The sequence below is a fragment of the Variovorax sp. RTB1 genome, assembly GCF_035018765.1.
Taxonomy (GTDB): domain Bacteria; phylum Pseudomonadota; class Gammaproteobacteria; order Burkholderiales; family Burkholderiaceae_C; genus Variovorax.
The window spans coordinates 18,658-41,918 of sequence record NZ_JASJXG010000003.1 but is presented as its reverse complement, the minus strand read 5'-3'; the positions used below and the strand labels follow the sequence as shown (position 1 = coordinate 41,918).

Genomic DNA, 23,261 nt, shown 5'->3' with positions numbered 1-23,261 from the left:
GGTGTCAGTCAGTCAAGGCGCAGGCTTCGCGCCGTTGCCGGAGTTGGCGGCGGGTGCGGCACCGCCGGCCGGCGTGCCCGAGCCGGTCGGCGCATTGGCGGCAGGGCGCGCAAAGCTGCGTTCGATGGCGCGCAGCGCCTCGATGCGATCGTTGAGCTGGTCGATGCGGCGCTGAGCGTCGCGCAACTGTGCAACCTGGCGATCGCGGTCGTCTTCGACACGGCGCTGTTCGTTGTAGCGCGATGCCAGAGCGCGGGCCAGCGGTTGAAGCGGCTTTGCGTCCGATGCGTTGCTGGTCGAAACCCGTTGCAGCAAACCCATGGCGCGGGCGAGATCGGCCGGCACGCGCGTCTGCGCAAGCACCAATGCAACCTGCATCTGCGTCGTGGGCGAATCGCCCGGGTCGCCGATGCGTTGCAGTTCGGTTGATAGCTCGCCGCCGCTCATGCCCCGCACTTTCTCGCTGTACTGCAGCATCGCCGCGACCGGTCCTTGAGTCATGAGCGTGAAGATCGACGCCGGCTGCGTGGCGGGCGGCGTGGGTTCCACCTCGACCGGCTGCACCGCCGGCGGTGACGGCGGCACCGCGGCATGCGCCGGAGGGCTGACGCTGGCTTCGGCAGCAGGCTGCCTCGGCGCGACGGTGCAACCTGCCAGCCACAGCGGCGTGACCAGCGTCACGGACACCATCAAAGCGGTGGATGACCAGCGGACGATCGAAAAAGACATGGTCTTGAGACGGCGCGTGAGAACGTGCAAAACGGAATGCAAGGTGTGAAGTTCGGGCGTGAAGGTACGGGTGAATACCGGCGTGGCGTCAGACGGTCAGCGGCAGCTCGATGCGAAAGCGGGCGCCGGGGCCATCGGGCAGCAGCGAGATGCGACCACCGTGAGCTGCAATGTACTCCTGCACGATCGAAAGTCCGATGCCCGTTCCCTTCACCGCGTGCTCAGGTTGACGCTCGCCCCGGAAGAACGGCTCGAACACGCGGTCGCGATCACCCGGCGCGATGCCGGGGCCGGCGTCGCCGATGTCGATGCGCGCGAATTCCGGCGTGCTCGACACCTCGATGGCGATGGTGCCGCCGCGGCTCGAAAACCGAATAGCGTTCGACAGCAGGTTGGCGATGGCGGTGCCCAGTTTGACCGGGTCGACCGTGATCATGAGCGGCTCGCCGCTCGCCCGCACAGTGAGGCCCTGGCCTTGCCACTGCAGGCGCTGCGAATCGATCTGCTCTTCGATAAGCGGCAACAGCGCGGTCCGCTCGCGCCGCAGTTCGCGTGCCTCGAAGGCCGCTGCGTTGAAGCGGAGCAGGGCTTCGATCTGCCCCTGCAACGCCACTGTGTTTTGTTGCAGGATTTGCGCGACTTCACGCTGCGCCGGATTGAGCGCGCCGGTCACGCCGTCTTCCAGTAAAGACACGCCTTCGCGCAGCGCGGCGAGTGGTGTCTTGAGTTCATGCGAGACGTGCCGCAGGAAGCGTGCCTTGTCGGCGTCGAGTTCGGTCAGCCGCAAGCGCAACCATTCGAGTTGCTGCGATACGCGGCGCACGTCGGCCGGCCCGCGAATGTCGATCGGCACGTCGAGCCGGTTTTCGCCGAGCCCGACGATGGCGCGTTCGAGCCGCTTGAACGGTCGCGCCAGCCACACGCCGAACGCCAGCGCCAGCGTCACCGCCAGCACGCTCGCGGCGATGACCTGGCGCATCAGCCGCTTGCGGGCGTTCTCGATGCGCGTCGCCAGCGCGCTGTTTTGCGTTTCGATCAGCAATTGCGCCTGCTGCGCGATGTTGGTGTTGAGCGCATCGAGATCGCGAAACTGCACCGCCATCGAGCTTTCGCGCGTGAGGGCGCTGTCGGGGCTGCCGTTCATGAGGTCGTTGATGACATTGAGCTGCTGACGCCAGGCGTCGGCGGCGGGCACGCCAAGGTCGTTTTGCACCAGCTTGTCGAGCGCGTTATTCGCGTCGTGCTCGGCATCGGTAAAGCGGCGCCGCAGCACCGCGTCGTTGAGCACCAGCGACTGGCGGCCGGCACGCTCCATCGCGGCGCTGCGCTCGGCCAGCGACTGGGCGGCGCCCGACAGCGTGACGGCGCGCGCCGCCGCGTCGCGGCTCTGCGTCATCAACAGGTCGTACTGGAATACCGAGCGCACCGCCACACCCACCAGCAGAGCGGTGATCAGCAAAAACGCAAAGAGCAGCAGCTGCTGGAACGAGCCGCGTGCCGAAGGCAATTTCGCCATCAGGCGGCGAGCACTGCGTGAGCTTCAGGGGTCAGCATCGCGGCCCCCGATTCACGCGTTGCCACCTCGCCACGCAGCGTGTAGGCCAGCGACCGCGTGATGGTCAGGTCGAGCATCTGGCCGACCAGCAACTCGGGCATCTGCAGGCTTCGTGGTGGCGCTTCAAAATTGACGACCCGATTGCACTCGGTGCGTCCCATGAGTTCGTTCGCATCCTTGCGCGACCTGCCTTCGACCAACACCCGCTGCGTGCTGCCCACCATCGCTTCGCCGAAGCGCCGCACATTGCCGTCGATGACGGCCTGAAGCGTTTGCAGGCGCGCCAGCTTGACTGCGTGCGGCGTGTCGTCGTGCAATTGCGCTGCCGGCGTGCCGGGACGCGGGCTGAAGATAAAGCTGAAGCTCGCGTCGAACCGGCAGTCGTCGATCAGCTTCATGGTCTTGGCGAAGTCGTCATCGGTTTCGCCAGGGAAGCCGACGATGAAGTCGCTGCTCAACGCAAGCTCGGGACGGATGGCGCGCAGCTTGCGCACCGTGCTTTTGTACTCCATCGCCGTGTAGCCGCGCTTCATCGCCATCAGGATGCGGTCGCTGCCGTGCTGCACAGGCAGATGCAGATGCGAGACGAGCTTCGGCACCTTCGCGTAGGCCTCGATCAGCCGCGGCGTGAACTCGTTCGGATGACTGGTCGTGTATCGGATGCGCTCGATGCCTGGGATCTCGGCGATGTATTCAATCAGCAGTGCGAAATCGGCAATCTCGCTGGTGTCACCCATCCTGCCGCGGTAGGCGTTGACGTTCTGGCCCAGCAGCGTGACTTCGCGCACGCCCTGGTCGGCCAGACCGGCGACTTCCACAAGCACGTCGTCGAGCGGCCTGTTCACCTCCTCGCCACGGGTGTAAGGCACCACGCAGTAGCTGCAGTATTTAGAGCAGCCTTCCATGATCGATACGAAGGCGGTGACGCCGTCGACGCGTGCCGGCGGCAGATGGTCGAACTTTTCGATCTCTGGAAAACTGATGTCGACCTGCGGCCGGCCCTGCACCGCGCGCTGGTTCAACAGTTCGGGCAGGCGGTGCAAGGTTTGCGGGCCGAACACGATGTCGACATAAGGCGCGCGCGCGATGATGGCTTCGCCTTCCTGGCTCGCCACGCAACCGCCCACGCCGATCTTCACGCCCTTGGCCTTCAGGTGCTTCACGCGGCCGAGATCGCTGAAGACCTTCTCTTGCGCCTTCTCGCGCACCGAGCAGGTGTTGAAGAGGATGAGGTCGGCTTCATCGACATCCTGGGTTTGCTCGTAACCCTCGGCGGCGTGCAGCACATCGGCCATCTTGTCCGAGTCGTACTCGTTCATCTGGCAACCGAAGGTTTTGATAAAGACTTTTTTGGACATGGAATGCGCGATGCGACCGCTTTGATGGAGGGAAGCTGAAGACGGATGAGGGCTGAGAGCGCCTCACGGCGGGCGATCGCGTTCAGCAGCAAGAACAGTAGGGCGGGTAGAGCGGCGCGGGAAGCGCGGCCTGGTTCGCCGGCGTTATTCGCCGTACTTGGGCAACTGGTCGAACGGTGTCTTACCGTCGTCCCGCGGGCCGCTGTTGGCCACGAAAGGCCAAAAATTCAGAAAGGGCTTTTCAGCCGATTCGCGGTCGGCGCGCGCTTCGTCGGGTGTCAGGATCCACACCTGCGACACGAGGTTGGATGCGTCGCGCGTGTAATTGACCAGCAAGTTCTGGCCGACGATCGCGCCGGGCATCACAAGCATGTTTTGCGCACTGCGAACGCGTGCACCCGGCGACATGCGCTCCAGGTCACCGTCGAGCTTGATTTCAGGCGGATTGAGCACCATGAACTTGCCGCGCAGCGTGCCGATCGGAAAGTTGCGGCCGCCGGCTTCTGCTTCGAACTGGGTCTGTGGCACCGGCACTGCCTGAGCATGCGCATCGACAGTAAAGAGCGCCGCAGCAGGCGCCAGCACAGCGCAGAGCGCTATTAAAATGTGAGCATTCGGGGAATTTTTGCAGCGTTTCATGGGGTACATCCAGAGGCTGTGGGAAGCGGAGATTCTAGCGGCGCCGATCTTGCATGTTCCCTGGTGCGATGGTCATGTCCGTGTGCTGGTTCATATTTCGCCAGACTTATAAAGAAACCTTTTGTGGACGGGCTGCCGGGCCACTGCTCCAATAGCAGGCGCCCCTGCCCATGCCCGCAGACGCCTCCTTTCGACTCTATGAAAACGTCCCCATGAAGAAGAATGCCTCCCGCGCCCTGACCGGTGTGCTCGTCGTCGCCGTCGCAGGGGCAGCCTGGTGGTGGTCGGGATCGCATTCGCGCGACACCGCCGCGAAGGCCGCGGCCGCCAGCGTACCCGGCGCAGGCGCGCCGGCCTTGGTCACAGTCGCTGCCGCGCTGAAGCAAACGGTGCCGGTCACGGTGCAGGTCAACGGCAGCGTGGTCTCGCTCAACAGCGTCGATCTGCGGCCCCAAGTCACCAATACGGTGAGCGAGGTGCACGTCAAGGAAGGCCAGTTCGTCAAAGCCGGCCAGTTGCTCTTCACGCTCGACCAGCGGCCGGATCAGGCCAATCTGGCCAAGGCCCGTGCCCAGCAGCAAAAAGACGAGGCGACGATGGCTGACCTGGAGCGCCAGTACAAGCGCAGCCAGGATCTGGTGGCGCAGAACTTCATTGCCAAGAGTGCGGCCGATTCGACGCTGTCGCAGCTAGAAGCCCAGCGCGCGGCGGTCGCGGCCGATCGCGCCGCAGTGCAGTCGGCGCAAGTCGCGCTCGGCTATTCCACGCTGCGAGCGCCCATCGCCGGGCGCATCGGTGCCGTCAACATCTACCCGGGCACGCTGGTGCAGCCGGCCGGCACGCTGGTGACGATCACGCAGCTCGACCCGATCGCTGTGAGCTTTCCGGTGCCTGAAGGGCAGCTTCAGGATTTGCTGGCCGCCGCCCGCGCGAAGACGCGGGTCGAGGCCGTGGTCAAGGGCCGCAAGGAGCCGCTGGCCGGCGCGCTCAGCTTTGTCGACAACACGGTCGATCCGCTGATCGGCACGGTGCGCGCCAAAGCCGTTTTCGACAACGCCGACCAGGGCCTGTGGCCCGGGCAGTTCGTCGAAACGCGGGTGATCGTGCGCACCCTGCGCGATGCGACAGTGGTCCCTGCCGCGGCCGTCATGATGCTGGCCGAAGGCAATGCGCTGTATGTCGTCAATGCCGATCAGACAGCCACGCGACGCAAGGTGCAGACCGTCTACACCTTCGGCACGCAGGTCGTGGTGCGTGGCGTCGAGCCGGGAGAGATGGTCGTCATCGAAGGCAAGCAGAATGTGCGTCCCGGCGGCAAGGTGCGCATCGAAGCGGCGGCTGCACCCGCCGCTGCGCCGGGCCGGTCGCCTGGCAAGTCGCCCGATACGTCATCGCCCGCGTCCTCCGGCTCGGCATCGCCGGCTGCGCTGTCGCCCGCACAAGTCGACCCCAAGGCCCGGGAGCGCGCATGAACATTTCCGAGCTGTGCATCCGCCGGCCGGCGATGACGGTGCTGCTGTCGGCCGCGGTGGTGGTCATCGGCATCTTTGCGTACCTCAACATTCCAGTCGCCGCGCTGCCCAGCTACAACACGCCGGTCATCAACGTGTCGGCGCAGTTGCCGGGGGCGAGCCCCGACACGATGGCGTCTTCGGTCGCGCTGCCGCTGGAAAAGCAGTTTTCGACCATTCCCGGCCTGCAGACCATCAGCTCGGTCAACACGCAGGGCGTGACCTCACTCACCCTCGAGTTCGTCAGCTCCCGCGACATCGATGCCGCTGCGGTGGACGTGCAGGCTGCGCTGTTGCGCGCACAGCGGCAGTTGCCGATCGAGCTCACGCAGATGCCGTCGTACCGCAAGGTGAACCCGGCCGACGCACCGGTGCTCTTCATCGCGCTGGTGTCGCCGTCGATGAACCCGGCGGAACTCAACGACTACGCCGAAAACCTGATCTCGCCCACCCTCTCGACCATCGACGGCGTGGCGCAGGTCGGCGTGTACGGCCGCAAGGCGTTCGCGGTGCGAATCAAGGCCGACGCGAACCTGCTCAACGCGCGCAACATCACGCTCGACGAGCTGGCGAAGGCGGTGAACTCGGCCAACGCCAACACGCCGGTCGGCGTGCTCGACGGCCCGCGCCAAACGCTGACTATTCAGGCCAACCAGCAGCTCATGAAGGCGGCCGACTTCGCCAAGCTCATCGTCGGTCAACGCGACGGCGCACCGGTGCGGCTCGACGAAGTAGCGACCATCCAAGACAGCTTCGAATCGGTCAAGACGGCCAGCAGCTTCAACGGTCAAAGCTCGATCTCGCTCGCGGTGCAACGCCAGCCGAACGCCAACACCGTGCAGGTGGTCGACGCCGTGCGCGCGCTCATGCCGCGCTTCCGTGCCGAGCTGCCGCAGTCGGTTGAAATCAATCTCGTCAACGACCGCTCGCTGTCGATCCGCGAGGCGGTGCACGACGTGCAACTCACGCTCATCGGCACCATCCTGCTGGTCGTGCTGGTCATCTTTTTGTTTTTGCATCGCATCGTCGCGACGCTGATTCCGGCGGCGACGATTCCGATCTCGCTGGTCGGCGCGGTCGCCTTGCTCTATGCCTTCGGCTACAGCCTGGACAACGTCTCGCTGCTCGGCATCACGCTGGCGGTCGGGCTGGTGGTCGACGACGCGATCGTGGTGCTCGAAAACATCATGCGATACGTCGAGAAGGGTATGGAGCCCTACGCAGCAGCGCTGCGCGGCGCACGCGAAGTCGGCTTCACCATCGTCTCGATCTCGATCTCGCTGGTGGCGGTGTTCATCCCGGTGTTCTTTATGCCGGGCGTCATCGGCTTGCTCTTTCACGAGTTCGCTGTGGTCGTGGCGCTCGCCGTGCTGGTGTCGGCCATCGTGTCGCTGACACTGGTGCCTATGCTGGCCAGCCGCTTGCTGAAGCAGGTGGCGGTGAAGGAAGGCGTGCTCGATCATGAAGAGCAGCATCCCGAGCCTGGCACCGCCATCGGCCGCGGCTTCGAGCGTGGCTACCAATGGGTGCATCGCAACTACATGCGCACGCTCGACTGGACTTTGCTGCACCGCCCGGTGATGCTCGGGATCGCCGCATTGACCTTCGTGCTCACCGCGTGGATGTTCGTGACGATTCCCAAAGGCTTCTTCCCCGAGGAAGACATCGGCCAGATCCAGATCACGACCGAAGCGGCCGAAGACATTTCCTTCACCGCGATGAAGGTGCTGCAAGACCGCGTGGCCGAAACGCTGGGCAAAGATCCGAGCGTCGACTACGTCAACTCGTTCGTCGGCGTCGGTGGCCCGACGGCCACGCAGAATTCCGGTCGATTGTTCGCCGTGCTCAAGGCCCGCAGCGAGCGCCCGCCGATGGCGCAAGTGCTCGAATCATTGCGCAAACGCTTCCGTGAAATCCCCGGCATCGCCGTCTACATGCGGCCGGTGCAGAACCTGCAACTCGGCGGGCGCCAGAGCAAGGCGCGGTTCCAGTACACGCTGCAAAGTGTGAGCGCTGGCGAGATGAGCGAATGGGCCAACAAGCTCATGGAACGCATGCGCGGCGATGCGGTTTTTCGCGACGTCACCAGTGACTCGCAGAATCGCGGTCTGCAGGCCACGCTCGACATCGATCGCGACAAAGCGGGCGTGCTCGGTGTGTCGGTCGGCGACTTGCGCACCGCCCTCTACAACGCCTATGGCGACCGGCAGATCGGCAGCATCTACAGCGCCAGCAATACCTACCAGGTGATTCTTTCGGCCTCCGACGACGACCGTCAGTTCGAGGACGACATGTCGCGTTTGTCGGTGCGCAACCGCGCCGGTCAGCTGGTGCCGCTGTCGGCGTTTTCAACCGTCAAGCGCACGGTCGGGCCCACCTCGGTCAACCACCAGGGTCAGCTGCAGGCGGTCACTGTGTCGTTCAATCTGGCGCCCAACGTCCCGCTCGGCGATGCCACCAACAAGATCGACCGCTTCACGGCGGAGATCAAGATGCCGCCGTCGATCATCACCAGCTACGGTGGCGATGCGGCGGTGTTCCAGAGTTCGCAGTCGAGCCAGGCCGTGCTGCTCATCCTGGCGGTGCTCGTCATTTACGTGCTGCTCGGAGTGCTGTACGAGAGCTACATCCATCCGCTGACGATTCTGGCCGGGCTGCCTTCAGCGGCAGTCGGCGCCTTGTTGTCGCTCAAGCTGTTCGGTTTCGACCTGACGTTGATCGCGACCATCGGCATCCTGCTGTTGATCGGCATCGTGAAGAAGAACGCCATCATGATGATCGACTTTGCACTCGACGCGCAGCGAAATGAAGGCATGGCGCCGGTCGATGCGATTCGCGAAGCGTGTCGGTTGCGTTTTCGGCCGATTCTGATGACGACGCTTGCCGCCTTGATGGGCGCGTTGCCGTTGGCACTCGGGCTCGGCGCCGGTGCCGAGCTGCGTCAACCGCTGGGCGTCGCAGTGGTCGGCGGGCTGCTGTTCTCCCAGGTGATCACGCTCTACATCACGCCTGCGATCTACTTGGCGCTCGACCGCTACAGCGGCACCGGACCGATGCAGACGCTGCCCGGCGAGGCGGCTGTCAAGCCAGCGCCTGGCGTTGTGGTCTGACGCGGGACCAAGGGCTTTAGAGGCTTGTCGCCATCGCACGCGACGCCGTGCGCTTTGGGTTCGGTATCGCGGTGAGTGCGCCGAAACTGCTGGTGCTCGACTCTGACTTCGCTACAGGCCTCACCGCCGCCGAGGTCAGGCCGTGCACGGCGCGCATTGTCCAGTCGCCCACCACTTTGAGAAACATTCGCTGCGTGGCCTGCGTGGTCAGGCTGTGGTCCATCTCGCCGATGAAAACGTATTCGACGTGCTTGGCGAACTTCTCGTTGGCAAAGGGGCCGAGCTGGTCAAGATGCCGATCGACCGAATTCAGGGTGCCGGTGTACAGCAGCAGCGTCGGAATGTTGCGCTCGGCCACGATATTCATGCAGTCGACGAAGACCTTTGCTTTATCTTCAAGCGTGCCCGTAGTGAAGATTTCGCCTTCGATTGCGCCTGGTCCGGCCAGCTTGCGTTTGATCCAACGCACCGTCTTCAGAATCATGATCGGATTGGTTGGCACCACCAGTGCTCGGCGCAGTGCGCGTTCCCACCGTGCACGGCGCCCCGGAAACGCGTAGCCGTCGAACTGAAGCAGCCCCACCACGCGAGGATCGGCGACGGTGGTTTCGAGCGAACTCGGCGCTCCCGAGCACAAGCCCATCAAAATAAAGCGCCGGATTCCGAGCGATTCCTGGACTTGGTCCATGGCCGCCTGGACGTCGAGAATCGCCCGCGCCATGAAGGTTTGGGAGCCGGTCACCGGGCCGCTGTCGCCCAAGCCGGCAAGGTCGAAGCGAATGCTGCTGACGCCAGCCCGTGCCAGTTGGCGCGCCAGCTTGACATTGATCCGCCGAGGCCCCACGCGGTGGTTGCCGCCCATGTTGTAGAAGATGCAGGCGACCGGTTGAACGGGCCCATCCACCGGCACCGAAACCATCCCAAGCAACGAACCGTCGCTGCCGAAGAGAACCGGAAATTCTTTGATCTCATTCATTTATTTCTGCCAGTAAACGTTGGATAGCTTCACCGGGAACCACTGGATTCTCAGCATTCGGATCTGTCGTCCAATCCAGGGAGTGACGAAAGCTGGCCACGCGCAGGGGCGCATGGTTGGCGACGGCCGATTGCGCCCACTTGTTCGCCGTGTGGTCGGCTGGATCGGCCAGCATCACCGTGCGGTGTGTTGGCGCCTTGATGGCTTCCGGCACGAGCGAACGGAACTGCTGGCGCAACTCAGGGGAAATGGCGACACCGAGGACTTCGTCGGTGTAGGCCTCCGCTTCGTTCTCGAGACGACGGCGCCATGCACGGTCGGGCATGAAGTACGAGCGCTCAAGCGCTTCGACATGCGCCACCCGCAGGCTTTCCATGTAACGGCGCCCGTCGAAAATCGGGTCCCACAGGACGAGTCGGTCGGGGTCGCAACGACCACTTCGGTCGGCTATGGCCGCAAGCGTCGCCCCCATCCGGGAGCCGAGCCAGACTACACGTCGGCCGGCTGTATGCCGCCGAAGTTCGTCGTGCGCCGTACAGACGTCGCGCCACCAGCCTTCAATGTCCCCATCGAGGTCGATGCCAGCCGAGTCGCCACTGCCATAGAGGTCGAAGCGCAACACCGCGGCGCCGCCGCGCGCCAGTCGGTCCGACAGCACACGAAAGAAGCGATGGGTGCGAATGGCCTCCTGCCCGAAAGGCGGGCAGATGAGCACGGCTAAGTCACTGCTTTTTTCGGGAGTGTGATACAGCCCGAATAGCTGTCGTGACGGTTGCCCGAAGAGCAATGGGATCACGCGAATTCCCTTTCTATCAATGCATTGGTGGGGATCATTTTGGAGGGCGTTTCGACGACCACTTTGGCGAACGCGCAAACGAGGTCGGGACCATGCCTGAACGAGTGCACCCGCAATGTCTCTGTCCTGCCGTCGACGACCATATCGACGTCTTGGGACTCGAGATTCACGCCTACCTCGAAAGAACGGGTGTCGATACTCAGGCCAAGTCCGAGCGCCTTTGCGCAGGCTTCCTTGCGCGTCCAACAGGTGAGGAACGCGAGGTCGCGATCCGGGGGGGCCGTAGCCGCCAGGCCTTGTTGCTCGGCAGCAGTGAAGTATTCCGCCGCCAGCGCTGCGGAATAGGACAACGGCCGCAGCACCTCGACGTCGACACCGATCTCCGTAGCGCTGTCGCTGTCGTCGATCGCGATGAGGCCGGCGGCCGCGCTGTGACTGAGATTGAAGCGGAGCGCCGACGGCGCAGCGAGCGATGGCTTGCCGAATGCGCCGACATCGAATGCCAGGTCGCAAGCGGTCGAGCCCGTCACCGTCGACAACGCCTCGCGCAGCGCGACGTGCGCCGCCACGTAGCGGCGACTGTCGCGCTCGAAAACGAAGCGCGCCGCGCGGGCGCTTTCATCGGCCGACAAGCACTCACGCGCTTGCGGCGCGGCGGCAGCGTCGAGGTCGACGTGCCACAGCCGGCATTCCGCAATCGATGGAAGCTGCGCGATGGTCATGTGCCTCAACGTTTGCGGGACCAGCCGCTGAAAACACGACCCAGCAGGCCACGTTTGGGTTCGTCGTCGTTCGACGTCGAGGCCACTGAATCAAGCGCCGTGCCCGATGCGGTCACAGCCAGTTGTCCGAGGTTTTCAAAGACATAACGACGTGGCTCGATGCGGAAGCCCATGACCTTTTCGGCCTGCGCGATGACGCGCATGGCAAGCAGCGAATCGCCGCCTAGATCGAAGAACGTGTCGCTGGCACGGATGTCGTTGACGTCGATGCCGAGGGCGCTGGCCCAGACCTGTGCGAGATGCGCCTGCTCGGGCAGCAGCAGGTCAGGAGCAGGCCGTGCGCGTGATTCGGCGGCGCGCTGGGCGTCGGCGATCATCGCGGCCGCACTGCTCGGTGCCAGGCGGCGCAGGTATGTCGCGCTGGCCGAACCTTCGGACGAGGCCAGTGACTCCAGCGTGCTGTCCGGGTGTTCCGATACGCGGCGCAGGAGTTCGGCATAGCGTTCGTTGAAAGCGGCCCCGGTCTCGTGGCGGTACACGTCGGCGTTGTAGACGATCGCGCCTTCGAGGCAATCGGCTTTGTCCATCAGCCATATGCCGAGGTCGTCGGTGGCGCCGCGCTGCAGCAAGTGCATCTGGCGATAGGCCAGACCACCGATTTCGCGCGGCCGCTCACGTGCATCCTGGAACGAGAAGAGACCTTGGTACAACCCGACGCGTTGCGCACGTTCGGCAAATTCCGGTTCGGTCACGAGGCGTTCGAATGGCACCTCCTGATGATTCATGACCGACAGCAATTCCTGCTTGATGTAGCGCATGAAATCGCCGAAAGGCAACGATCGATCTATCTGGAACGACAGCGGCAGCGTGTTGTTGAAAAAACCCATCACCGATTCGGTCTCGGGCGCTTCTCGGCCTCGCACCGGCGTCGCGATGACGATGGAACGCGTGTCGATCACGTCGCTCATCATCAGCACGTAGACGCCGAGCGTGAGCATGCTCAACGTGACGTCCTGGTTGCGACCGATGTCGCGCAGGCGCGATGTCAGCGCCTTGTCGATCTTTATCCAGTGCGTGCCACCTTCGCCGCTCATGCCGGCCCTGCGCGGCATGTCGGTGCGCGGTGCCTTGGGCAACGGCGCGCTCGCAAAGCGCTGCTTCCAGTAGCGCAGGTGCGCATGGAAATCGGGCTGCTGCAGCCAGTGCGCGTACCAGTCGGCGTAGTCGCCGTGGTTGATGGGCACCGGCGGCAGGCCGTGCAGGATGCCCTTCGTCATGGCGCCGTAAATCGCGTTCAGCTCGGTCTGCAGGATGTCGAAAGACCAGCCGTCCCAGATCAGGTGGTGCGGCACGAAGACGAACACATGGTCGTCATCCGTCAGCTTGTACAACGCTGCGTTGAAGAGAGGCGCTCGATGGATGTCCATCGGCCGGTCGGCCAGTTCCTGCATGCGTGCGGCCAGCTCGGCCTCACGCTGCTCAGCAGGGATGGCACCCAGGTCGATCACCGGCAGCTCGTAGCCGATGTCGTCGATGATGGTTTCGACCGGCGCGTTCGTTTCCGGGTCGACGCCCATCTGCGTGCGCATTGCGGGCTGGCGACGAATGATCTCGCCGAGCACTGCCTTGAAGCGACCCACATCGAGCGCGCCACCCAGGCGGTGCGCCGACGGTGCGTTGTAGACAGGACGGCCCGGGTGCATCTCCTCGATGAAGCGGATGCGCTCCTGCATCGGTGTCAGCGGCGCGCTGCGACGATTTGCGACATGAACGATCGGCTCGCGGCGCGGCGCGCCCGAACTGACGATCGCTTCGACCGCTTCGTTCAGTCGTTCCGCCGTCGGCGCTTCGAACAGGGTGCGCAGCGGAATCGTGATGTCGAACTCGCGACTGAGCAAAGTTGCGAGCCGCGCGGCCAGCAACGAATGCCCGCCCAGCGCGAAGAAGTCGTCGCGAATGCCGAGGCCTGGGAGGTTCAAGACCTTTTCCATCACCTCGAGCACGCGGCGTTCACCGTCGTTGCGCGGCGCCACGCGTTCTGCTGCGTCGTGTTGCGGAGCTTCGGGTTTGGGCAGCGCCTTGCGGTCGACCTTGCCGTTGGGCAACAGCGGCAGGGCGTCGAGCACCACCACGTGCTGCGGCACCATGTATTGCGGCAGGCGGGCACGCAGGTGCCGGTCCAGTTCTACCAGGTCGATCGAAGCGCCCGGCGACGTCGCAAGGTAGGCCACCAGACGCACGTCGCCCGGCTGGTCTTCGCGCGTGATGACCACGCTGCGTGCGACGCCGGCGGTTTCATCGCAGCGCGCCTCGATCTCACCGAGTTCGATGCGGTAGCCGCGGACCTTTACCTGAAAGTCGAAGCGGCCCATGTGTTCGAGCAGGCCGTCGTTGCGCCAGCGACCGCGGTCGCCGGTGCGGTACATGGTGCCCTCGGTGCCGCCGAGCAGATCCGAGACGAACTTTTCCGCCGTCAGTTCGGACCGGTCGAGGTAGCCGAGCGTCACGCCCTTGCCGCCGATGCAGATTTCACCGGGGATGCCGACGGGGCAGGGCTGCCCTTGCGCATCGACGATCCACACCGTGGTGTTGGCGATCGGCTTGCCGATCGACACGCTGCGGTCGGCCAGCCCTGCCGCAGTTACACGCCAGAGCGTCGACCACACGGTGGTCTCGGTCGGGCCATACATGTTCCAGACTTCGCCGCAGCGCAGCAGCATTTCTTGCGCGAGGTCGGCAGGCAGGCTCTCGCCACCGACCAGCGCGCGGAAGCCGCGTGGGCCTTGCCATTGCGCATCGACCAGCAAGCGCCACATGCCTGGCGTGGCTTGCATCATGGTTGCACCGGTGGCGTCGAGGAGTGCGGCCAGCGCGTTGCCGTCCATGGCGGTTTCGCGCGGCACCATCACGACTTCGGCGCCGGCGATCAGCGGCAGCATCAGCTCGAGCACGGCGATGTCGAACGACAGCGTGGTTACGGCGGCGAGCTTGTCGTCAGCCGTGATCGAGGGCTCGCGATGCATGCTCTGCAAGAAGTTGGCGACCGCGCCGTGCGGCACGCAAACGCCCTTCGGCTTGCCGGTCGAGCCCGACGTGTAGATCACGTAGGCCGGGTCTTCAGGTAAGGCGTCTTTGGCGCTCGGCGTCAGTGCCTCGCCTGGTAGATCGAGCCACGAGGTGTCGCTGTCGATCTCGAACAGACGATCGCCTGCATCGGCGCACCACGCGCGCGGTGCGGCTTCGGTTTGCGAGTCGGTCACCAGCAGCGCGAGCTTCGCGTCTTCGGCGTAGTAGTCGAGCCGCGCCTTCGGAAATTCAGGATCGAGCGGGATATAGGTGGCGCCCGACTTCAGGATGGCCAGTACGGCGACGACCATGTCGGCGCTTCGGTTCAGGCACAGGCCAACATGCTGGCCGCGCTGCACGCCACGAGCGCGCAGCGCGTGCGCCATACGGTTGGAGCGCTGGTCGAGTTCGGCGTATGTCCACTCCGTCACGCCTGCGCGCAACGCGGCGCGCGTCGGTTGCTGAGCCGCCTGCGCGACGAAGCCTGCGTGCATGAGCGCCGGACCCGACACCGGCGTTGCAGCGGGCTGCAGCGCGCGCAGCACAGCCGCTTCGGTCGCCGGCAGCATGTTCATGCGGGCCAGGCCTTGCGAAGGGTCTTGCACCGCCGAGCGCATCAGGCACTCGTACATCGCAAGCCAGCGGCGCACGGTCTGCTCGTCGAACAGGTCGGCGTTGTATTGGGTCTCTACCTGCATGCCGCCGGTGACGGGCGTCACGTTCAGGAACAGCTCGAAGTTTTCGAAGCGGCGCGCCACGCTGCTCGCCTGCGCCTCGAGGCCCGGGAAGGTGCCATTGCCCGGTGCTGCATCGCGGTCGACGTTGAAGAGCACGTTGACCAGCGGCAGCCGGCTCGGGTCGCGCGGCACGGGAAGCTTCTTGAGCAACGTGCCATAGGTCAGCGACTGGTGCTCGAAAGCGTCGAGCAGCGCGGTACCGGACTGGCGCACCAGTGCATGGAACGGCAACTGTCCGTCGACTGCCACGCGCATGGGCAGCAAGTTGACGCAGTGCCCGACCAGCGTCGGCATATCGGCGGCCATCTGCCCGGCAGCGGCAATGCCGATGACCAGATCATCTTGTTCGGTCAGGCGGTGCAGCAGGGTGGCGAAGGCGCCGAACATCGTCGCGAACAGGCTGGTGCCCGATGCTGCGCCGACCTTGCGGAGTCCGTCGACGAGTTCGCGGTCGAGCAGGTGATCGATGCGCTGTGAGGTGAAGGTGCGCACCGCAGCGCGCGGATGGTCGACGGGCAATTCGAGTACGGGCAACGTGCTGCCGCCAAAGCACGAGAGCCAGTAGTCGACGTGGTCCTGCATCGCGGGGCTGGCCGTTTCGGCCGCTTCCCATACGGTGTAGTCGGCGTATTGCGCCGCGGCCTCCAGAGCCGGCCCTTCACCGATTTTTTCGGCATACAGCTGGCCGAGTTCTTCGGTAATCACGCCCCACGACCAGCCGTCGCAGACCGCGTGGTGCGCGGTCATCAAGAGCACGTTGTCGATCGGCGAAAGCCGGTACAGCGCTGCGCGGAAAAGTGGACCCTCTTCAAGGGAGAACGGCTCCGTGACTGCGGTGACGCAATCTTCGTCGAGCGACTTCGCCTGCGCCTTGGCATCCAGATGCGCCAGGTCGTGCTCGCTCATCGAGAGCGGAGATGCTTCGCCGATCAGCATTTGCGTGCCGTCCGGCGAGAACGTTGTCCGCAGTGAGTCGTGACGTGCGATCAGGCTGTCGAGCGTGGCAGCGAGTGCGCGCGTGTCCAGCACACCGCGCAGGCGCAGCTTGACTGCTTCGTTGTACGCCAGCGAGGCTTGCTGGCTCAACTTGTCGCCGAGCCACACTTCGCGCTGCGCTTCGGTGGTCGAGACGATCTGCGCGATCGCGCCGCCTGCAAAGGGATCGAATTCGGCTGCAGCGGATGCGGCTGGTGGGACTTCCATGTCGGGGACTTCCATCACTGCGCTGCTCATGCCTGAATCTTCATGAATTTTCCCTGGGCGGCCGGGTCCGGCACGAACCAAGCGGGCTGGCCGTCCTTGTCGCGGCCGAGGCGTGCGTTGGACACGGGCGGATGGGCGGCATCGAAGCTCGGTTCGGCCGTCACGCGGCGCGGCAGGAACTCCGCCTCCTGCATCTCCGCGACCGATTCCTTGAAGGCCGACTTGATGCGCGCGATGTCTTCGTGCGAATGCGCCGTCGTCATGAAGCACGGGAAATTGTCGAGGATGTGAACGCCGCGGCTGCGCATCATGGCGAACATCAAATCCTGGAACGGGTGGTCTTCGAGCCAGCTGATGCGCCAGAGCGAGGTGAAGTAACGAATCTCGAGCGGCGCGCCGACCTCGCGGCAGAAGGCGGTGAGCTCGTCGGCCATCGCGGCGGTGTGCAGATTGAGCTGCGTCTGCAAGCCTTCGCCCGATTCCTTCAGATGATCGAGCGATGCCTTGCAAGCAGCCAGTGCCAGCGGATGGCGCACGAAGGTGCCGGCGAAGTAGGTGACGCCCACGGTCGGGATCGAGTCGTCGCCGTACTGCCAGGCGCCGCCGTCGAGCGAGTCCATGTACTCGCGCTTGCCGGCGACCACGCCAACCGGGAAGCCGCCGCCGATGACTTTGCCGTAGGAAGCCAGGTCGGCGCGAATGCCGAAGATGGCCTGGCAACCGCCGAGGTGTGAACGGAAGCCGGTAATGACCTCGTCGAAGATCAGGCAGGTCTTGGATTTCTCTGTGATGGCGCGCACCTCGCGCAGGAAGTCGCGCGGCTGGAAGTCGGGGCGACGGCTCTGCACCGGCTCCACCAGCACGGCGGCCAGGTCGTCGGCGTTGTTCCGAATGAATTCGAGTGCTTCGGGCGTGCCGTAGTCGAGCACGCGCACGTCGCCGAACATGCCGCGCATGATTCCCGGCGCGGCAGGCATGCCCTTGGCCTCGCGCCCGGCACGCACCAGCACTTCGTCGAAGGTGCCGTGGTAGGAGCCGGTGAACACTACGACGGTGTTGCGGCCCGTCACGGTGCGTGCGATGCGAATGGCGGCCATCACGGCTTCGGAGCCGGTGTTGCACAGTGCTGCACGGTCGTGGCCGGTGAGTTCGCAGATGGTGCGCGACACGTCGGCAGCCAATGGATGCTGCGGGCCGATTTCGTAGCCGAGGTCGAGTTGCTTCCTCACCGCGTCGTTCACGAAGTCGGGCTGCCAGCCGAACAGATTCATGCCGAAGCCGCTCAGCACGTCGACGTACTGGTTGCCGTCGATGTCCCAGAACTGCGAACCCTTGGAACGCTCGACCACGATCTGATAGACCATTTCCTTGGTCGCCGGGCGGAAGCCGTTGACCACACGCGGGTCGGCCATCACAGGCCGGTTGGCTTCGGTGAAAGCCTTGCTCTTGGCGGTGCGCTCGGTGTAGCGGCGGATGAACGACGCCAGCCGTGCCTTTTGCCGGTCGGTCGGCTCCTTGTACTGCGTGTGGATACGGGCGATGGCGCCGAACGCTTTCTTGACGTCGTACTTCATCGTGCCTTCGGTCTCGGCCGATGGCGTTTCAGAAGCGATGGTTGCGACAGGTATCGCAACGACGGGCGCGTTCGCTGCAACCTGCGCCACTGCGGCGGGTGCTGCCGACATGGCTGACATCGCGACCGGCGTGGGCAATGAAGGCGCTGCCGACAACAAGGCCAGCTGTTGCTGCATCAGCTGCATCTGTTGCGCGATGACCTGCTGAACGAGCGTGCCGCTGGCTGTGTCCATGGCGATGGGAGCCACAGGTGCGGCATACGTCATCGCGACTGACGCGGGCTGCGCCACCACCGCAACGGCCGCGACGGGAGCAGGGACCGCAACCGGTGTCGCGATCGGATCGGGCGGTAGCGTGGCGTCGAGGTACGCGGCCAACGAATCGAATGTCCGGTAGCTCTCCATCAACTGCCTGAAGCTTAGATTTGTCTTGAACTGCTTCTTGACCTGGAGGGCGGCCTGCGTGAGCGTTAACGAATCGAAACCCATTTCGACGAAAGGCGTCGAGCCGTCGGCGCCGGCCATGTCGATACCCGAGATGTCCTCGAACAGAGCTTGCAAACCAAGGGTCAGGTTGCTGCGTCGCGGGGGCGCCGAGAGGGCTGTGGAAGCGGCGGTGGTCATGGACGACTCCGGTAGGGCAATTGAAGAAGGAGGAATAGAAGGAATGGCGGAAGCAGTGGGCTCGATGTCGACCCAGAAGCGCTTGCGCTCGAAGGGGTAGGTCGGCAACAGCAGACGGTGCTTGCGATTGCGCGTGTCGAGCTGGTCGAGCGCGATGTCGGCACCGAGCGTCCAGAGTCGGCCAACGGCCAGCCGCCACGCGTCGCGTTCGTTTTCGGGGCGGTCGGCGAGCAAGGACAGCGCGGAGACGGGCAGTGCTTTGTTCGCGTGCTGGCGTACCAGCGTCGCCAACGTGTTGCGAGGACCGATCTCGACGAACACGGCTTCCGGTATTTGTGCCAGCACCGCTTGCACTGCCGGCGAAAAGCGCACGGTCTCGCGAAGATGACGTGCCCAGTAGTGCGGATCGATGGCTTCTTCGGGCTTCAACAAGGCGCCCGTCAAGGTCGAGTAGATCGGTATCGTGGGCGCCGACAGCACGATGCCGTGCACGAGGGCTTCGAACGGCGCCACAGCCCGATCCATCATGGTCGAGTGGAACGCGTGCGAGGTCTGCAGCAGCTTGGCGGCGACGCCATCTGCTTCGAGTTGTGTGCGCAGGCGTTCGATTTCGTCGGTGGGCCCGGCCACCACGCTGGCGGTCGGTCCGTTGTCGGCGGCCAACGAGAGGCCGGCGGGCAAGCGCGCCTGCATTTGGAAGGCTGACAGGCGAACCGAAAGCATCGACCCCGATGGCAAGGCTTGCATCAAAGCGCCGCGCTCCGCGACGAGGCGGGCAGCGTCTTGCAGTCGCATGACGCCGGCCAGCACCGCGGCCACGAACTCGCCCACGCTGTGACCCATCAATGCGACCGGCGTGACCTGCAGCGCCATGAGTTGTCGGGCGAGCGCGTATTCCAGAACGAAGGTGGCCGGCTGCGTAACCGACGTCGGCGCCAGTGCCGCGATGTCGACCGAAAACATGCGTTCGCGCAGATCGAAGGGCAGCACGTCACCGAACGCGGCAAGGCATTCGTCGAACGCGGCGCGGAAAACCGGCTCCGCCGCATACAGGGCGCTGCCCATGCCGGCGTACTGCGCGCCTTGGCCTGGAAACATGAAGACCGGTTGCGGCACGCGGGCGCCTGTCGCGCCGGTGGCGTGCATCGGCGCCTCGACCGCGCGCAGAGCCGTCACCGCTTGTGTCGTAGACGATGCCACGACGCAGCCGCGCTGCGCAAACGCCTTTCGACCGACACGCAGGGTGTGCGCCACGTCGGCGAGCGACAGGCCCGGATGGGCTTCGAGGTGGTCGGCCAATCGGGCACTGGCGGCAGCAAGCGCTGCTGGCGAGCGGGCCGAGAGCACTAGCAACTGCGGCGCATCCGTGGCGTCCGATGGCAGCCGAACCGGCGCTTCTTCCACGATCACATGGGCGTTGGTGCCACCGACGCCGAATGAGCTGACGCCCGCCCGGCGCGGCTGCTCGCCGCGGGGCCAGGCCTGCAGGCGATCGGTCACGCGGAATGGTGTTGCGCCGAAGTCGATCGCGGGATTCGGCGCATCGAAATGAATCGAAGGCGGAATGCATTCGCCTTGCAGCGCCAGCGCGGTCTTGATCAGGCCGGCCGCCCCCGAAGCCGCGACGATGTGACCGATATTGCTTTTGAGAGACCCAACGGCGCAGAAACCGGTGTCCGTGGTCTGGGCGCCATAGGCTTTGGTCAGCGCTGCGATCTCGATCGGGTCGCCCATCGGCGTCGCGGTGCCGTGTGCCTCGACATACGAAATGCTGCGCGCGTCGACGCCCGCCGAGGCCAGCGCAGCGGTGATCACGCGGGCCTGACCGTCCACGCTCGGTGCCGTGAAGCTCGCTTTGACGCCGCCATCGTTGTTGACGGCCGTGCCGCGCAGCACGGCGTATACGGTATCGCCATCGGCGAGTGCGGCCGACAGTCGCTTGAGCAGCACAACGGCCACGCCGTCGCTGAACACGGTGCCTTGGGCCCCGGCAGAAAAGCTGCGCGTGTGGCCGTCGGGCGACAGCATCGCGCCGTCTTCATGAAGATAGCCACTGCGGGGCGGCGAAGTGATGGAAGCGGCACCTGCCAGGGCCATATCGCAGTCGCCGTTGCGGATCGCAGAAAACGCCTGCGCAATCGCGACCAGGGAGGTCGAGCAGGCTGAATGAACGCTGATGGCGGGGCCGGTCAGGTTGAGCCGGTGCGCCACGCGGGTGGCGATGTAGTCCTTGTCGTTGCCCAGCATCACCTGGAAGTCGCCGACCTGCTCGATCAGGTCCGGGCGCGGCATCACATGGCGGTGCAGGTAGGTGCTGCCGTACATGCCGGCAAACACGCCCACGGTGCCTGGCGCAATGTCGGGCGCATAGCCGGCCCGCTCGACGCACTCCCAGCACAGCTCCAGAAAGATGCGTTGCTGCGGGTCCATCAGCGCAGCTTCTTTCGGGTTGATGCCGAAAAAGGCGGCATCGAACATCTCGGTATCGGCGATCACGCCACGCGCCTTGACATAGGCCGGGTCGGCGCGCAGTTCGGCGCTCACGCTCGGGTCCAGCGTGGCGTCGTCGAAAAAGGTGATGGTCTCGCGGCCAGCGCAGAGGTTGTCCCAGAACTGTTCGATGTCGGCCGCGCCGGGGAAGCGTCCCGCCATGCCGATGATGGCGACGGGTTCCAGACCGCTGCCAGTGCGCTCGACACGGGCCCCGGCGACACCGGGTGACAAGGCCGCAGGTGCCGTCGGTGCGAGCAACAGTCGAACCAGCGCGCGCGGCGTCGGGTCGGCAAAAAAGTCTGTCACGCCCAGCGTGCGCTGACCCGCGTCCTGCAGCATGACCAGTGCACGGGTCACCAGCAGCGAGGTGCCGCCAAGTTCGAAAAAGTTGTCCGCAAGGCCGGTTTGGTCGATCTCCAGCACTTCGGTGAACACCTGGCACACCTGATCTTCGAGCGCAGTCGATGGCGCCTGATATGGCGTCGCGAGCTCGGGGCGTTCGCGCGGCGGCGCAGGCAGGGCGCGGCGATCGAGCTTGCCGTTTTCGGTGATGGGCAACACGGGCAGCTCGACGAAGGCGGCCGGCAGCATGAACTGCGGCAGATCCTTGGCGAGGTGGCTGCGGAGTTCGGACGCCGGCACATGCCCTGCAGCCATCACGACATAAGCCACAAGCCGCGGTTCGCCATCGGCATGGTCGGTGCGAGCCAGCACAGCGCACTCTCTGACGCCCGGATGCCCGAGCAACAGGTTCTCAATCTCGCCGGTCTCGATGCGAAAGCCCCGGATCTTGACCTGATGGTCCATGCGACCCAGGCATTCGATATCCCCATCGGGATGGCGTTTTCCGAGGTCGCCGGAACGGTAGGCGCGCAAGGTTGCGCCAGTGGCCGGGTCGGTCCAGTCGATGAACCGTTGCGCCGTCAGGTCGGGGCGTCGGAGGTAGCCGTTGGTCACGCCGGGACCGCTCACGACGATCTCACCGATGTCGCCATCGGCCACGGGTTGCAACTGTTCGTTCAGCAGGTCGATGCGCAGATCGGGAATCGGGCAGCCGATCATGCTGCCGCGGCGCAGTTCGAGGTCTTGCCAGCTCACCGGACGATAGCTGACGTGGACGGTGGTTTCGGTAATGCCGTACATGTTGACCATGACGGGCGCTGTGTCGCCGTGGCGCTCGTACCACGGGCGCAGCATTTCGAAGGAGAGGGGTTCACCCGCGAAAATCACGTAGCGCAAATGGAGCGCGTCCGGTGCCAGCGCGGCGCGCCGATCGGCTTCGATCAACGGCCTGAAAGCCGATGGCGTCTGATTCAGGACCGTGACCTGTTCGCGCACCAGCAATGCGAGAAAGTCGTCGGGCGAGCGCGTTGTGAGGTAAGGCACCACGACCAGTCGACCGCCGTAGCTGAGCGATCCCCAGATTTCCCAAACGGACACGTCGAAGGCGTGGGAGTGAAAGAGCGGCCACACGTCGTCGGGCCCGAAGTCGTACCAGGCATCGGTCGCATCGAAAAGCCGGGTGACGTTCAGGTGCGTGACCAGGCAGCCCTTGGGCCGGCCAGTAGAACCTGAGGTGTAGATCACATAGGCCAGCGCATCGGGGTCGGCCGTGCCGACGTTGCTGCTGTCCTCGTTTGCCGCACTGCCGTCGTCCACCAGGAACACCGGTGCCGACGACGCCGGCATGGCGGCCGCACTGGCTGCGGTGGTCAGCATCGCCACCGGTTGCGCGTCACCGATCGTGAAATCGAGTCGCTCCATCGGATATTCGAGATCGATCGGGAGGTAGGCGCTACCGGATTTCAAGATTGCGAGCAGTCCAACCACCATGTCGATGGAACGCTCCATGCCGATGGCTATCAGTTTGTTGCGACCTGCTCCGGCGCGCTGCAGACGTCGCGCCAACTGGTTCGAGCGGCTGTTGAGCTCTTCGTAAGTGATCGATACGCCGTTACAAGATACAGCCACCTTCTTCGGGTTCGCCGCCGCACGCAACGCGATGCGCTGGTGTACCGGTATGAAAGCTGTCATCGAAGATCCTTTGGCCCCGGCCTGATCAGTGCACAAACAAGATCAGAACCGATATTCACTTAATTACAAAGCACTCACTCTTGCCCGCTGGCACCATCCTGCCGAGAGACCAAGTCGGTTACCACAGGCCAAAC

General features: G+C 64.7%; 11 protein-coding genes. 2 read left to right on the top strand and 9 right to left on the bottom strand.

From position 1 onward, the window contains the following. Positions 1-12 precede the first annotated feature (12 nt). From QN397_RS02825 to QN397_RS02810, 4 genes are all read right to left on the bottom strand, one after another. Positions 13-729, bottom strand: coding sequence for a hypothetical protein (locus QN397_RS02825; RefSeq protein ID WP_323500022.1), 717 nt, complete (start codon positions 727-729; stop codon positions 13-15). Positions 730-817: 88 nt separating this feature from the next. Next, complete coding sequence (locus tag QN397_RS02820; protein WP_323500021.1) at positions 818-2,245, bottom strand: sensor histidine kinase; 1,428 nt, start codon at positions 2,243-2,245, stop codon at positions 818-820. Next, positions 2,245-3,642, bottom strand: a complete 1,398-nt coding sequence (miaB, locus tag QN397_RS02815) for a tRNA (N6-isopentenyl adenosine(37)-C2)-methylthiotransferase MiaB (protein WP_323500020.1) — start codon at positions 3,640-3,642, stop codon at positions 2,245-2,247. Before miaB ends, QN397_RS02820 begins: the two co-directional genes overlap by 1 nt. A 144-nt stretch (positions 3,643-3,786) precedes the next feature. Then, complete coding sequence (locus tag QN397_RS02810; protein WP_323500019.1) at positions 3,787-4,281, bottom strand: hypothetical protein; 495 nt, start codon at positions 4,279-4,281, stop codon at positions 3,787-3,789. Between the two features lie 212 nt (positions 4,282-4,493). Here QN397_RS02810 and QN397_RS02805 point away from each other — a divergent pair, with 212 nt between their 5' ends. After that, positions 4,494-5,753, top strand: coding sequence for an efflux RND transporter periplasmic adaptor subunit (locus QN397_RS02805; protein ID WP_323500018.1), 1,260 nt, complete (start codon positions 4,494-4,496; stop codon positions 5,751-5,753). Further along, complete coding sequence (locus QN397_RS02800; RefSeq protein ID WP_323500017.1) at positions 5,750-8,902, top strand: efflux RND transporter permease subunit; 3,153 nt, start codon at positions 5,750-5,752, stop codon at positions 8,900-8,902. The genes QN397_RS02805 and QN397_RS02800 overlap by 4 nt, the downstream gene beginning before the upstream one ends. Before the next feature lie 16 nt (positions 8,903-8,918). Here the strand turns inward: QN397_RS02800 and QN397_RS02795 are convergent, their stop codons facing one another. From QN397_RS02795 to QN397_RS02775, 5 genes are read right to left on the bottom strand one after another with little or no spacing between them, the layout of a single operon-like run. Further along, complete coding sequence (locus QN397_RS02795; RefSeq protein ID WP_323500016.1) at positions 8,919-9,878, bottom strand: alpha/beta fold hydrolase; 960 nt, start codon at positions 9,876-9,878, stop codon at positions 8,919-8,921. Further along, complete coding sequence (locus tag QN397_RS02790) at positions 9,871-10,674, bottom strand: alpha/beta hydrolase family protein (RefSeq protein ID WP_323500015.1); 804 nt, start codon at positions 10,672-10,674, stop codon at positions 9,871-9,873. The genes QN397_RS02795 and QN397_RS02790 overlap by 8 nt, the downstream gene beginning before the upstream one ends. After that, positions 10,671-11,396, bottom strand: a complete 726-nt coding sequence (locus tag QN397_RS02785; protein WP_323500014.1) for a 4'-phosphopantetheinyl transferase family protein — start codon at positions 11,394-11,396, stop codon at positions 10,671-10,673. Before QN397_RS02785 ends, QN397_RS02790 begins: the two co-directional genes overlap by 4 nt. 5 nt (positions 11,397-11,401) lie before the next feature. Next, the gene (locus QN397_RS02780; RefSeq protein WP_323500013.1) at positions 11,402-16,432 is read right to left on the bottom strand and encodes a non-ribosomal peptide synthetase; all 5,031 of its coding nucleotides are present in this window, start codon (positions 16,430-16,432) and stop codon (positions 11,402-11,404) included. After that, on the bottom strand, positions 16,429-23,127 hold the full coding sequence (locus QN397_RS02775) for a polyketide synthase (protein ID WP_323500012.1): 6,699 nt from the start codon (positions 23,125-23,127) through the stop codon (positions 16,429-16,431). The genes QN397_RS02780 and QN397_RS02775 overlap by 4 nt, the downstream gene beginning before the upstream one ends. Positions 23,128-23,261: the final 134 nt, after the last annotated feature.